This window comes from Nonomuraea cypriaca (genome assembly GCF_015645445.1).
Lineage (GTDB): Bacteria > Actinomycetota > Actinomycetes > Streptosporangiales > Streptosporangiaceae > Nonomuraea > Nonomuraea cypriaca.
This window is the reverse complement of sequence record NZ_JADOGI010000070.1, coordinates 17473-30661: the sequence shown is the minus strand read 5'-3', so window position 1 is coordinate 30661 and position 13189 is coordinate 17473. Positions and strand designations below refer to the sequence as shown.

The window sequence follows — 13189 nt, the reverse complement described above, 5'->3', positions numbered from 1 at the left end:
GTCACCACTGGGGCAGGTCCTCCTGAGAGCGCGGATACACCATCAACGCGGCCGTCTTGTGCGGCATCGTGACCTCTCCCGCCCGTACGAATCCGGCGGCGGCGAACGCCCGGAGCGACGCCTCGTTGCGCACGTTCGGCTCCGCCACGATCCGCGTGCACTCCTTCTCCGCTTCGAACAGCCCGGCCGCGACCGCGCGCAGCAGGGCTCGGCCGAGGCCGCGGCCGACGTTCTCCCGCGCGCCGATGGCGATGTGCACGCCGACGTCGTGCGACCGGTAGGGGTACAGCGGCGCCAGCCTGTCCCGCAGCACCCGGTAGAGCTCCAGGTAGGCGACCGGCTGATCGTCCAGGAACGCCAGGCAAGGTCGCGAGTGCGCGCCCGCGATCTGCCCGGCGATCTCCTCCGCCCATTTCTCGTACGGCCAGGCCTGGTCCCACGGGGCGGCCACGTGCGGCCGGCTCATCCAGTCGCAGACGAGGACGACGCCCTCGGTACCCGGCTCGATCACGGCGATGCGCCACCCGTCCAGCCCGGACGGGACCGGTGGTGCGCCGATCTCCTGCAGGTGGGCGATTTCCTGATTCACTCATCCTCCGGCATAGTTAGGTTTGCCTAACCTAAATTGAAGGCCATGCCTAACTAAGCATCGGACTACGAAACCGTCAAGAGACCCCAAAGGCCATGCACCGTAACGTTCATCACGAACCACATAGCGCGGCTCATCGTCGCGGAGGGAGTGCGGACCGCCTATCCGTGCGCGGGGTCGACGACGATGGTCTCGACGTTCCTGGACTTGAAGGGCTCCAGGGCTTCGGGGGTGGCGGCCGAGTCGGTGACGAGGGTCCAGGGGTCGGTCATGCGGGCCCAGGCGTGGAACGGGCGCCGCCCCAGCTTGGCGGCGTGGACCAGCAGGTAGACGTGGCGGGAGCGGTCCATCATCAGCTCCTTGAACCTGGTCTGCTGCAGGCTCGCCTCGCAGATGCCGTCCTCCGCCGTCACTCCGTCGGCTCCCAGGAAGACGCGGTCGAACGTCATCCGGCTCAGCGCCGCCTCCGCGAGCGGGCCGACGAAGCCCTGGCTCACGTGGCGCAGCGTGCCGCCGAGGCATTCGACGTGCACGCCCGTGGCTCCGGCCAGCTCCTGCAGGGCGTTGAGTCCCGTGGTGGCGACCGTCAGGTCCACGGCGTGCCTGAGCTCGTGGGCCAGCGCGCCGGTGGTCGAGCCGGAGTCGAGCAGGATGGTCTCGCCGGGGCGGATCTGGGACGCGGCCCAGGCGGCGATGGCGCGCTTGGCCTCGAACGCCTCCCCGATGCGCTGCCGCAGCGACGCCTCGGGGTGGGTGACCACGGCCATGGCGCCGCCGTACGTGCGGGCCAGCAGGCCCGCGGCCTTGAGGTGGGCCAGGTCGCGGCGGATGGTGGAGGCGGTCACGCCCAGCTGGGCCGACAGCTCCTCGACACTGGCCAGGCCGGTGGTGGTGGCCAGGCGGACAATCTCGTCGCGGCGTGCCTGTGCTGCGCGGCCCATCGATGGTCCCTTCCCGTCACAGGCCCTGCGCGGACGACAGCTCGGCCGCCTGACGGAGGGCTTCGATCATGCTACCCGCGTCGGCGACGCCCTTTCCCGCGATGTCGAACGCGGTGCCGTGGTCGACCGAGGTCCTGATCACGGGCAGGCCGACGGTGATGTTGACGCCCGACTCCAGGCCGAGGATCTTGACGGGGCCGTGGCCCTGGTCGTGGTACATGGCCACGATGAGGTCGTAGTCGCCGCGGCCGGCGAGGAAGAAGGCGGTGTCGGCAGGGAGCGGCCCGTGAACGTCCATGCCCTCGGCGCGCAGGCGCTCGACCGCGGGAACGATCTTCTCCTCCTCCTCGCCGTACCCGAACAGGCCGTTCTCGCCGGCGTGCGGGTTGATGCCGCAGACGCCGATCTTGGGACGTACGACGCCCGAGCCGCGCATGGCCGCCTCGCCGCGCCGGATCGTACGCTCGACCAGGCCAGGCTCGATCCGCGCGACCGCGTCGATGAGCCCGACGTGGGTGGTCACGTGGATGACCTTGACCCTGGGTGTGGAGAGCATCATCGACACCTCGGCCGTGCCCGTGAGGTCGGCGAGCAGCTCGGTGTGACCCGGGTAGACGTGGCCGGCGGCGTGCAGGGCCTCCTTGTTCAGCGGGGCCGTGCAGATCGCCCGTACCTCTCCGGACATCGCCAGCTCGCCGGCCAGCCGCACGTACTCGTACGCCGCGTGCCCCGCGACCGGCGACACCCGGCCCCACGGCAGGTCCTCGGGGAGCAGGCCGGGGTCGATGACGTTGATCCGGCCCGGCTCGAAGACGGCCTCGCCGACCCCGGTCACGGTGACCACCTCAGGCCGTACGCCCAGGAAACCCGCGGCCTTGCGCAGGCGTCCCGCGTCACCGATGACGACCGGGCGGCAGAACGCGGAGGTATCGGGGGCGAGCAGGGCGCCCACGACGACCTCCGGGCCCACGCCGGAGCCGTCTCCCATGGTGAGGGCGATCAGAGGGGTGCTCATGTCAGCCTTCCTTGTCTGGCGGTGGTGAAGAGGCCGGGCTCGAGGCGCGCGGCCATGCGCAGGAGACTGTCCCGGTCGCCGAAGCCGCCCGGCCTGGTGATCACGGAGTCGCCTCGCCTGGTGCGGCTGTGGACCGCGCCGTGGTGGACCTGGCTCAACGGGATCAGCTCACGTACGTTGAGCGCGTCCAGCACCCGTCTCGCCGTCTCGCCGCCGGTCAGGATCAGGTCGGCGGGGCACGTCTCCCCGAGCGCCGCACGGACGACCTCGCCGAGCGTCAGGGCGAGGCCGGGTGGCGCGGGTCCCGCCACGGTGAGCGCGGTGGGACCGGCGGCGAGCGCGTCCCGTACGCGGTCCGCGACCTTGGTCACGGGGTCCGCCGCCTCCATGGGCACCGGCCGTACGCCGTGCTCGACGAGCAGCCTCACCTGCTCGGCCGCTCCCGGCGCCGCGGTGCCGACCACGATGAGCAGCCGGGAGCCCGAAGACCGCAGACCGGAAGCCCCGGCGAAGCCCTCACGGTCAGGGGCCGCACCGGCGAAGCCCGCGTCGCCGGGGGTCGCGTCGCCGGGGGTCGCGTTGGCGGGGGTCGCGTCGCCGAGGGTCGCGTTGGCGGGGGTCGCGTCGCCGAGGGCGCGGCCGAGGGCGGCGGCGAGGCCGCCCGCGCCGATGAGGCGGGCGTCGCGCGCGAGGGCGGCGGCCACGATGGCGTCCAGGTCGGCGTCCGTTTCCGCGTCGCACACGGCCACCCGCCCCGCGCCGGCCGCCGCCGCGAGCGCCGCTCCCAGGGCGTCCGTACGTACGGCGGCGAGCGGCACGTGCGCCGACGGTACCCCGCCCAGGGCCTCGGCGACGGAATCGGGGGCGGGACGGGATTCGGCATGCCAGGTGCGCGTTTCGCGCAGGCGTACTCCGTGTACATAGGGGATGCCGCCGACGACCGTGCGCCCGGCGGACGGCAGGGCGGTGACAAGCACGGCGGGGGCGTCCAGGCAGGCCGCGACGGTGGCGGCCACGTTCCCGCGCAGCAGCGAATCGATCTTGACGAAGACGCGGCGGTGGCCGTGCGCCTGCCGGAGCGCCTCGCGTACCAGGTCAAAGGCTTGTGGGTGGTGCCGGCTGTCCAGGTCGAGCACGACCACGGGCGCAGCGGCGGACGGCGCGCGGGAGAGCGTGATCAGCGCGGGGCGGGACGGGGACATGAGCGCGGCGGCCGTCTCCGCCGCCCCTGACAGGTCGTCGGCTAGGGCGAACACGGGGACGCCTCCCACCGCCGTCCATCTGCGTGAATCACGCCTCAAGCATTGCACGGAACGCGCAAGTTATGCCACAGTTACTGCCAAGTAACGCGGACGTTTCCCTGCCCCAGAACGACATTCCCCTGTTCCACGGAGGGCTGATAACTGCTGGAGGCTCTATCAGTGCTTGTCAGTGATCATCGTTGTTCTCTCTGGCGCACTCGGTGCCAGGGTTTCCCCGCTTCCGCTCCAAGCGCACCACCACCCCGTCGGTACGGTTCACCACCGGCACGATCCGCCTGGACGGGCGCACGCACGTGGTCCTGCCCCGCCTGGGTAGGATCAAGACCCACGAGTCCACCCGCGAACTCGCCCGGCGGATCGAGGCCGGGACCGCACGGATCGCCTCGGCCACGGTGCGCCGGGAGGCGGGCCGCTGGTTCGTGTCGCTGTCGGTGCACCTCGACCGCGCCACCACCACGCCTGCCCGCCCCGACGCCGTGATCGGGGTGGACCTGGGCGTCACCACCCTGGCGGTGTTCTCCGACGGACGTCCCCCGGCCGCCAACCCCCGCCACCTGGCCACGGCGTCCAAGCGGCTGCGCCACCTGTCCCGGGCGGTCTCGCGCAAAACCGGCCCGGACCGGCGCACCGCCCAGCGCCCCTCACGCCGGTGGCAACGGGCCGACGCCGCCCGTAACCGCGCCCATCACCGGGTGGCGGCCTCGCGGCGGGACGCGATCCACAAGCTGACCACGTCGCTGGCGCGCGAACTGAGAAACGCTGATGCTCAGTGAACGGCTGAATGTCTCAGTCCTATCCATCGAACAACTCGCGCGACGGGCTCAACCGGGAGCTGTCGTACCCTTCGATCGCGCAGACCGCGGAAGGCGGCCTGCACGTCGCACTACACCTACCACCGCAAGGCCATCAAGCACGTACGCATCCCCGCAGAGGAGATCGACAGCCCATGAACGCGGCCGAGCTCGCCAGGAAGATCCGCGACCGGGAACAGTGTGTCGGCTACTGGGTGGTGCTGGACGCCCCCGTCGCCACCGAGCGCCTGGCCAGGCTCGGGTACGACTACGTCGCGCTGGACGCCCAGCACGGCCTGATCGGGAACGCGGGGCTGCTGGCCAATCTCATGGCCGTGGACGCGGGCGGCCGCTCGGTGGGCATCGTACGCGTCGAGTCCGGCGAGCCCGCCGCCATCGGCAGGGCGCTGGACTTCGGCGCGGGCGGCGTGATCGTCCCGCTGGTCGACACGGCCGAGGACGCGGCCCGCGCCGTGTCCGCCGCGCGCTACCCGGCGGGGGGCCGCCGCTCGTACGGGCCGATGCGCTCGATGCTCAGGATCGGCCCCACACCGGCGGAGGCGGACGAAAGCGTGCTGGTCCTGGCCATGATCGAGACGCCCGATGGCCTGGCGAACCTCGAGGCGATCTGCGCCACGCCCGGCCTGGACGGCGTGTACGTCGGCCCCTCCGACCTGTGCCTGGCCGTCGGAGGCAGGTTCCCGAACGACCCGGACGTCGCCGGCGTGTTCGACGCCGCGCTGGAGAGGATCAGGACGACCGCCAAGGACGCGGGCATCGCGGCCGGCATCCACAACGTCTCCGGCGACCAGGCCGCCCGGCGCCTGGCCGAGGGCTTCACCTTCGTCACCGTCGCCTCCGACCTGGTCCATCTGGAGCAGGCGGCGGCCGCCCACCTGAAGACGGCGAGGGGTCAATGACGTTCTTGAGGCTCTCTGTGATGTTCTGAGGCTGTCTGTCTGTGACGGTCTGAGGCTACGGCCAGGTCTTGGCCTCGGCCTCGAACCGGTCGCTCTCCACGGGCAGCACGCAGAGCAGGTGGCCGCCGGGGGCGCGCAGGGTGCGGCACTCCTGCCACTGCGCCACCTCCTTCGCCCCGAGGGCGACCAAGCGGGCGACCTCGGCCTCGACGTCGTCGGTCTCGATGTCGATGTGCATCCGGGGCGCGTCGTCGACCGCCTGGACGGCTACGTCGAAACCGGGCACAGCGCCGTGCAACGAGGTGAACTGCTCGTACGACGGCAGCGGGGTGGCGGTGGCGCCAAGGGCCGCCGCCCAGAAGGCCGACGCCTCGGCGGCTTCGGGCGCGGGCGTGTCGATCAGGAGGGCGTAGAGGCGGCTGCGATGCATGCCGATCATCCTAGCGGCTGAACGCCGGGCGAAATGTCGCCCTGTGAGAGCTTTTGGTGGCGCTGCGTGCATATACCGATTTTGTACGGGTAGCGCCGTTTCATTGGCTCCTCAGGGGAGGAAACCGTGGACATCAACATAGGCCAGGGCATCCAGGACGTAATCCGGCAGATAGCGACGTTCGTCCCGAAACTGATCGCGTTCGTGGTGATCCTCATCATCGGCTGGATCGTGGCCAAGGCTCTGGAAAAGATCTGCGACAAGATCCTCGAGCGCGTCGGCTTCGACCGGGCCGTGGAGCGCAGCGGTGTGCGGCGCGCGATGGAACGCAGCAAGTACGACGCGAGCAGCCTGCTCGCCAGGATCGTCTTCTACGCGATCCTGCTGGTGACCCTGCAGCTGGCCTTCAGTGTCTTCGGGCCCAACCCGATCTCCGCGATGCTGAACTCCGTGGTGGGGTGGCTGCCCAAGGCCATCGTCGCCATCGTGATCATCGTGGTGGCGGGCGCAGTGGCCAAGGCCGTCAGCGACATCGTCGGCGGCATGCTGGGCGGGCTGTCCTACGGCCGCTGGCTGGCGACCGCCGTGTCGGTGTTCATCTGGGCGCTGGGCATCATCGCCGCGCTCAACCAGATCGGCGTGGCCACCACCGTCACGACTCCGGTCCTGATCGCGGTGCTCGCCACCATCGGGGCGATCGCGGCGATCGGCTTCGGCGGCGGGCTCGTACGGCCGATGCAGCAGCGCTGGGAGCGCTGGCTGGGCCGGATCGAGCAGGAGGCCCCGCAGGCCAGGGCGCACGCGGAGGCGTACCAGCGGGGTCGCCAGGACGCCCAGGCGATGACCGGCGAGCCGACGCCCCGCACGACCCAGGGCGGCGGCGGCGCCACCCGGTCCGACCTGCCTCCCGGCTGACCCCCGGCCCCCCACACGACCGGACTCGTGCGACCGGACTCGTGCCACCGGCCTCGTGCGACCGGGCCGCTCGGCCCGATCAGGCGGGGCCGGCGCGCGGCGGTCAGGGCCCGAGTCGGCCCAGTACGCGCGATCAGGCGGGGCCGGCGTCTTCCAGGAAGCCGCGTTCGCGGGCCAGCCAGCAGACCGCCGTCAGCCGCAGCGCGGCCGCGTCCGGCTCGTCCCCGAGGACCCAGCCGCGCTGGCGCAGCTCGTCGATGAAGCCCAGCAGGTAGTCGCCCAGCGTCTCGCGGTCCAGCGGGATCGCGTCACGCAGCACCGCGACGTGCTGGTCAACCGCGGCGACCAGTCCGGGCTCGCGGCCCATCCTGTCGAGCTGCGCCTCGCCCAGCGCGTTCATCAACCACCGAAAAGGCGAAACCGCCCATCCATCCTCAAAGACCACCAATCAACCTTAAAGCATCTTCCAAGGTCAGGGGGCCCACGGCAGGCCCACGTAGTTCTCCGCCAGGGTGGTCGCCGCCGTCTGCGACGAGGTCACGTAATCGAGGTACGACAGCTGCAGCCGCCGCCCGTAAGCGTCGTCCTCCTCGAACGTGTGCAGCAGCGTCGTCATCCACCACGAGAAGTGCTGCGCCCGCCACACCCGCTTGAGGCACGCCGCCGAGTAGCCGTCGAGCAGGTCGGTGGAGCCGCGTTCGAAGTAGGCGGCCAGCGCCTCGGTCAGCACGCGGACGTCGGCCACGGCCAGGTTGAGCCCCTTGGCGCCGGTCGGCGGCACGATGTGGGCGGCGTCCCCGGCCAGGTAGAGCCGCCCGTACTGCATGGGCTCGGCGACGAACGAGCGCATCGGCGTGACGCCCTTCTCCATGATCTCGCCGGTCGCCAGCGTGAACCCGGGCACGCTCTCCAGCCGAGCCTTCAACTCCGCCCAGATCCGCTCGTCCGGCCACTGCTCCACTCGCGCGTCCGCCGGCACCTGCAGGTAGAAGCGGCTGACAGTGGGCGAGCGCATGCTGTGCAGGGCGAAGCCGCGCTCGGTCCTGGTGTAGATCAGCTCCTCGGACGACGGCGGCACCCTGGCCAGGATGCCGAGCCAGGCGAAGGGGTATTCCCGCTCGAACACCTCCAGAACACCCTCGGGGATGGCCGGCCTCGACACGCCGTGGAAGCCGTCGCAGCCGGCGATCACGTCGCAGTCGAGCCGTTCGCCGCCGAACGTCAGCCAGGGCTCCGACTCCAGCCCGTGCACGGCCACGTCCTCGACCTCGAACCGCACGTCGCCGCCCGCCGACAGTCTGGCCGCGATGAGGTCCTTGACCACCTCCTGTTGCCCGTACACGGTGATCGACCGGCCGGGGACGAGCTTCTCGAACGCGATGCGGTGGCCGGCGCCGCCGTACCTGAGCTCGATGCCGTGGTGCGGCAGGCCCTCGCGCGACATCCGCTCGCCGACGCCCGCCTCGATCAGCGTGTCGACCGTGCCCTGCTCCAGCACCCCGGCGCGGACCCGCCGCTCGACGTGGTCGCGGCTGCGCTTCTCCAGCACCACGGAGGAGATGCCGCGCAGGTGCAGCAAATGAGACAGGAGCAGGCCCGCGGGGCCGGCTCCGATGATCCCGACCTGAGTTCGCATGAGGGAAGCATCCCGCCTCCGGCACCGACCTGGCCAGGTGCAGCGGGGTGCCGCTGAGCACGACGCACCGGCTGACGGAGCCGCCGCTGAGCGCGGCGGCCGGGATCGCCGCCGCGCCGCGTCAGCCGTCCAGGCGCTGGATCCGGTCCTTGAACAGGGTGGTGGCGATGGCGGCCTTGTGCGGCTGGCCCTTGAGGAACGCCTGGGCGAAGCTCTTGGCCTGCTCGTAGGAGACCTTGCCCGGCATGGGCGGCTCGTTCGGGTTCACGTCCACGTCCACCAGCGCCGGGCCGTCGTGGGCCAGCGCCTGCCTGATGGCCGGGGCCACGTCGCCCGACTTGGTGACCTTCGCGCCGAACCCGCCGCACGACCTCGCCCAGACGGAGAAGTCGGCCTCGGGCGCGGCGTAGCGCACGCCGTGCTCTGGGTAGCCGAGCACCATCTGCTCCCAGAGAATCTGGCCGAGCGAGTTGTTGTTGTTGATGACCACCGTGATCGGCAGCCGGTGCTGGGCCGCGGTCAGGAACTCGGCCATCAGCATCGAGAAGCCGCCGTCGCCGACGTACGCGATGACCTGGCGGCCGGGAAAGGCGTGCTGCATCGCGATGGCGTACGGGAGGCCGGGAGCCATCGTGGCCAGCGTTCCCGAGAGGTAGAACTCGCGCCCGTCGCGGATCGTCCAGTGCCTGGCCGCCCACGTGGCGATGGTGCCGCTGTCGCAGGTCAGGATGGCGTCGTCGGCCGCGAGGTCATCGATGACGGACATGGCGTACTGGGGCGCGATGGGGTCCCTGTCCGGGTTCTCCAGCGTCTCCATGTCGGAGCGCCACTTAGCCATCATCTTTTGATATTTCGCCAGATGAGCGCTTCCGTCCCGGCGGGCGATCAGCGGCAGCAGCGCCGCCAGCCCCTCCTTCGCGTCGCACACCACCGGCACGTCCGTCGCGATCCGCGCCCCCGCCCTGGTCGGCTCCGCCTCGAACTGCACCACCCGCGCCCGCTCCGGCAGGAACTTGGTGTACGGGAAGTTCGTGCCCACCATGAAGAGCACGTCGGCGTCGTCCATCAACTCCTCGCTCGGCCGGGTGCCGAGCAGCCCGATCCCACCGGTCGTGTACGGCGAGTCGTCCGGCACGACCGCCTTGCCCGGCAGCGTCTTGACCACGGGCGCGCCCAGGGCCTCGGCCACGGCCAGCACCTCCTGCCTGGCGTGCAGCGCGCCCTGCCCGACGAGCATGGCCGGACGCTCGGCCTGGTTGAGCACCTCGGCCGCCCATTCGAGGTCCTCCTGCCGCGGCAGCCCGGACGGCTGGAGGTAGATCGGCGCGGTCTGCGGCGCCCGCGCGGGGGCCACGTGCTGGTACGGATCCGCCCCCGCCTCGGCCACCTGGATGTCGTTGGGCACGGTGAGGTGCGCCACCCCGCGCCGCGCGTACGCGGTCCTGATCGCGAGGTCCGCCAGCGAGGGCAGTTGGGCCGGGTTGCTGACCAGCATGTTGTACTCGGCCACGTCGGCGAACAGCTTGTCCAGGTGCACCTCCTGCTGGTAGCCGGTGCCCAGCACGGACGTCTCCTGCATGCCGGTGATGGCCAGGACGGGCGTGTGGTCGAGTTTGGCGTCGTAGAGGCCGTTGAGCAGGTGGATGCCGCCTGGCCCTGAGGTGGCCAGGCACACGCCGAGGCGCCCCGTGGCCTTGGCGTAGCCGGTGGCCATGAAGGCCGCGGCCTCCTCGTGGTGGACGAGCACGAAGCGCACCCGGTCGCGGTGCCGCCGCAGCCCTTCCATGATGCCGTTGATGCCGTCCCCGGGCAGGCCGAAGACGGTGTCGACGCCCCACTCCGCGAGCCGTTCGATCAGGGATTCCGATGCGATTCGAGCCATGGGACCGGCACTACCCCGCTTCGCGGCCAGCAGACATATCTGAGGATTCGGGGGTAGTTGACGGCCATGCGCATTCTGGTCACGGGAGCCACGGGCACGCTGGGCGGCGCGCTGGTGCCCGCCCTGGTGAGGGCGGGACACCAGGTGCGGGCGCTCAGCCGTACCAGGCACGAGAGCCGCGGGAAGGTCGAATGGGTCTGGGGCGACCTGATCTCGGGCAAGGGCGTCCATGACGCCGTGAGCGGCGTCGACGTGGTCGCGCACCTCGCCACGAGCGGGCGCAGGGGGCGCGGCGCGGTGGACCTGCCCGGCACTCGCGCGCTGATCCACGCCGCCCGCGAGGCAGGCGTCGGTCACCTGCTCTACACCTCGATGGTCGGCGCGGATCGGGCGCCCACCGGCTATCTCCGGTACAAGCGGGAGGCCGAGCACCTGGTCGGCGAGAGCGGCCTGGGCTGGACCGTGCTCCGCGCCACGCCGTTCCACCAGTGGCTGCACCAGCGGCTACGCGGCCTCCAGTCGCTCCCGGTGCTGCCGGTCGACCCGAGCCTGCCGTGGCAGCCGGTCCACACGGGCGAGGTCGCCGCGTTGGTGACCCAGCTGATCGCGGCCGGCCCGGCGGGCAGGGAGATCGAGTTCGGGGGGCCGCAGGTGCTCGACACCCGCGAGCTGGCCAGGAGCTGGCTGATCGCCAGGGGCCTGCGGCGCGCCTGCCTGCCCGTACGCTTCCCCGGACGCCTGTACGCCGCCCAGCGCGCCGGCGACCTGACCACCGACGCGACGCCCACGGGTCACATCACCTGGCTCGAATATCTCCTGCCGCCCCCGTCCATGCCGTCCGACGACTTCGCCACCGAGCACACCGCCTCCCCCACCAGCCCGGCCAGCCAGCCTGAGCAGGACCCTGACCTGCACGTGTACGGCGGCGACGAGGGCTACCAGCGCCCAACCCGCACCTGAGCGCCTTTACTTACTCGTTACTCAACTCCCCCTTGCTGGGGATTCGACTACCTCTGTACGGTCCTTTCATTGCCACTTAACAATCTGTTCAGTGCAGCCAATCGAGAGGTTCGATGACGGAGTCGGAGAACGCCCGCTTGGGTGCGCGGATCCGCGCCTACCGCAACATGCGTCACATGACCGTGCGCTCTCTCGCGGTCGAGGCCAAGGCGAGCGCGAGCTTCATCAGCCAGTTGGAGCGCGGGCAGACCAGCTCCAGCATCGGGATGCTCCGGCGGATCGCCTCGGCGCTCGGGCTCACGGTCGCGGACCTGTTCAACGAGGAGGACGAGATCGGCCACCGCGTGGTGCGCCGCGAAGCCCGTCCCGAACTACCCACCGGCCCCGGCACGCGTAAGTTCCTGATCTCCCAGCGTCCGCTCCAGCATGTGGAGGTGTACGCCGGGGAGTTCGATCCTGGCTCGTCCACCGGGGACGAGCCGTACAGCCACGGCGCCTCCCAGGAGATCTTTCTGGTGCTCCGCGGGAGGATCACCCTCTGGCTCGGTCCCCACGACTCCGCCGCCGCCCACGTGCTGGGGCCCGGGGACAGCGTGGAGTACCGCACGTCGATCCCCCACCGGGTCGTCAACGAGAGCGACGAGACCGCCGAGATCCTCTGGATCATCGCCCCGCCCACCACATCCTCCTGAACACACTCATACCCGCAACAAGGGGGTAATCCATGCCGAAGCACTCGGCGCGACTGGCCGCGACGGCCGGTGTCGCGGCTTCGCTCCTGCTCGCGGCGGCCTGCGGAGCGGGCTCGGCGACACCCGCCTCGATCGACCTCGGCCCGGGACCCGCCAAGTCGGGCACGGTCAAGAAGGACGCGCTCAGCGGCCTGAACATGACCTTCGTCTCCTACGGGGGCGCCTACCAGGACGGCCAGCAGAAGGCCGCGATCGACCCGTTCGCGCAGGAGTCGGGCGCCAACATCGTGCAGGACGGCCCGACCGACTACGCCAAGATCAAGGCCCAGGTCGACTCGTCCAACGTCACCTGGGACGTGATCGACACCGACTCGATCTGGGCGCAGGCGCAGTGCGGCAAGCTGCTCCAGCCGCTCGACTACAAGGTCATCGACAAGTCCAAGGTCCCTGAGGGCCTGACGACCGAGTGCAGCGTCCCGGCGATGCAGTACGGCATGGTGCTCGCCTACAACAAGACCAAGTTCGGCGCGAACCCGCCCAAGGGCTGGAAGGACTTCTTCGACACGACGAAGTTCCCCGGCAAGCGCGCCATTTCCGGCAATCCCGGGGACTCGGCGCCCGGTCCGTTCGAGGCCGCGCTGATCGCCGACGGCGTCGCGCCTGACCAGCTCTACCCGCTGGACGTCGATCGGGCGACCAAGAAGCTCCAGTCGGTCCGCTCGAACCTGGTGTTCTGGAAGACCGGCGCCGAGTCGCAGCAACTGCTGGAGTCGGGCGAGGTGGACCTGGCGATGATCTGGAGCGGGCGGGCGTACGCGGCCGTCAAGAACGGCGCGCCGTTCCAGGTGTCGTTCGACCAGTGGATGCCGGTCATGGACTCGCTGACCGTGCCGAAGAACGCCAAGAACCCGAAGGCGTCGATGGCGCTGATCAACTATTACCTGGGCGCGCGGCAGCAGGCCAAGCTGACGGAGCTGACGTCGTACTCGCCGATCAACACCGATGCCGAGCCGAACCTGGACCCGCTCGGCCAGTCGTTCCTGACGAGCTCGCCCAAGGTGGCGGACCAGGAGCTCAAGATCGATTCCGGGTGGTGGGCGGAGCACCAGCCGGAGATGATCGAGAAGTGGTCCGCCTGGCTCGGCGGCTGATCTCC

Annotated in this window: 14 protein-coding genes; 6 read left to right on the top strand and 8 right to left on the bottom strand. The window is 70.7% G+C overall.

The annotated features are described in order from the left end of the window. Window position 1: 1 nt before the first annotated feature. From ITP53_RS56170 to ITP53_RS23315, 4 genes are all read right to left on the bottom strand, one after another. Window positions 2–589 carry a GNAT family N-acetyltransferase gene (locus ITP53_RS56170; protein WP_207756325.1) on the bottom strand — a complete coding sequence of 196 codons (588 nt, stop codon included), beginning with the start codon at window positions 587–589 and terminating at the stop codon, window positions 2–4. A 161-nt stretch (window positions 590–750) separates the two neighbouring features. Then, entirely contained in the window at window positions 751–1530 is a 780-nt protein-coding gene (locus ITP53_RS23325) for a DeoR/GlpR family DNA-binding transcription regulator (protein ID WP_195897554.1), read from the bottom strand. A gap of 16 nt (window positions 1531–1546) precedes the next feature. Then, the gene (pdxA, locus tag ITP53_RS23320; RefSeq protein WP_195897553.1) at window positions 1547–2545 is read right to left on the bottom strand and encodes a 4-hydroxythreonine-4-phosphate dehydrogenase PdxA; all 999 of its coding nucleotides are present in this window, start codon (window positions 2543–2545) and stop codon (window positions 1547–1549) included. Continuing rightward, window positions 2542–3801 (bottom strand): four-carbon acid sugar kinase family protein, encoded by a 1260-nt coding sequence (locus tag ITP53_RS23315; protein ID WP_207756324.1) that lies wholly within the window; start codon window positions 3799–3801, stop codon window positions 2542–2544. Before ITP53_RS23315 ends, pdxA begins: the two co-directional genes overlap by 4 nt. A gap of 185 nt (window positions 3802–3986) precedes the next feature. Here ITP53_RS23315 and ITP53_RS23310 point away from each other — a divergent pair, with 185 nt between their 5' ends. Continuing rightward, entirely contained in the window at window positions 3987–4580 is a 594-nt protein-coding gene (locus ITP53_RS23310; protein WP_236051110.1) for a transposase, read from the top strand. 173 nt (window positions 4581–4753) lie between these two features. Next, window positions 4754–5518 (top strand): HpcH/HpaI aldolase family protein, encoded by a 765-nt coding sequence (locus ITP53_RS23305; protein WP_195897551.1) that lies wholly within the window; start codon window positions 4754–4756, stop codon window positions 5516–5518. Between the two features lie 55 nt (window positions 5519–5573). Here ITP53_RS23305 and ITP53_RS23300 read toward each other — a convergent pair whose 3' ends face one another. Further along, window positions 5574–5948 carry a VOC family protein gene (locus ITP53_RS23300; protein ID WP_195897550.1) on the bottom strand — a complete coding sequence of 125 codons (375 nt, stop codon included), beginning with the start codon at window positions 5946–5948 and terminating at the stop codon, window positions 5574–5576. 126 nt (window positions 5949–6074) lie between these two features. On the opposite strand from ITP53_RS23300, the gene ITP53_RS23295 reads away from it, so the two are divergent. Continuing rightward, window positions 6075–6863, top strand: a complete 789-nt coding sequence (locus ITP53_RS23295; RefSeq protein ID WP_328815483.1) for a mechanosensitive ion channel family protein — start codon at window positions 6075–6077, stop codon at window positions 6861–6863. Window positions 6864–6996: 133 nt separating this feature from the next. Here ITP53_RS23295 and ITP53_RS23290 read toward each other — a convergent pair whose 3' ends face one another. The 3 genes from ITP53_RS23290 to ITP53_RS23280 form a co-directional block, all read right to left on the bottom strand. Then, window positions 6997–7263 carry a DUF6401 family natural product biosynthesis protein gene (locus ITP53_RS23290; RefSeq protein WP_195897549.1) on the bottom strand — a complete coding sequence of 89 codons (267 nt, stop codon included), beginning with the start codon at window positions 7261–7263 and terminating at the stop codon, window positions 6997–6999. Window positions 7264–7335: 72 nt separating this feature from the next. Beyond that, window positions 7336–8499: a 4-hydroxybenzoate 3-monooxygenase gene (pobA, locus tag ITP53_RS23285; RefSeq protein WP_195897548.1), complete on the bottom strand. Its 1164-nt coding sequence runs from the start codon at window positions 8497–8499 to the stop codon at window positions 7336–7338. A gap of 121 nt (window positions 8500–8620) precedes the next feature. Further along, the gene (locus ITP53_RS23280; RefSeq protein ID WP_195897547.1) at window positions 8621–10381 is read right to left on the bottom strand and encodes a thiamine pyrophosphate-dependent enzyme; all 1761 of its coding nucleotides are present in this window, start codon (window positions 10379–10381) and stop codon (window positions 8621–8623) included. A gap of 66 nt (window positions 10382–10447) precedes the next feature. Here ITP53_RS23280 and ITP53_RS23275 point away from each other — a divergent pair, with 66 nt between their 5' ends. The 3 genes from ITP53_RS23275 to ITP53_RS23265 all read left to right on the top strand — a co-directional run bounded on the left by ITP53_RS23275 (window position 10448) and on the right by ITP53_RS23265 (window position 13184). Then, a complete protein-coding gene (locus tag ITP53_RS23275) occupies window positions 10448–11341 on the top strand; it encodes an SDR family oxidoreductase (RefSeq protein WP_195897546.1) in 894 nt (297 codons plus the stop codon). A 113-nt stretch (window positions 11342–11454) separates the two neighbouring features. Then, window positions 11455–12033 (top strand): helix-turn-helix domain-containing protein, encoded by a 579-nt coding sequence (locus ITP53_RS23270; RefSeq protein WP_268961113.1) that lies wholly within the window; start codon window positions 11455–11457, stop codon window positions 12031–12033. A 32-nt stretch (window positions 12034–12065) separates the two neighbouring features. Further along, window positions 12066–13184 (top strand): ABC transporter substrate-binding protein, encoded by a 1119-nt coding sequence (locus ITP53_RS23265; protein ID WP_195897544.1) that lies wholly within the window; start codon window positions 12066–12068, stop codon window positions 13182–13184. The last annotated feature ends 5 nt before the right edge of the window (window positions 13185–13189 follow it).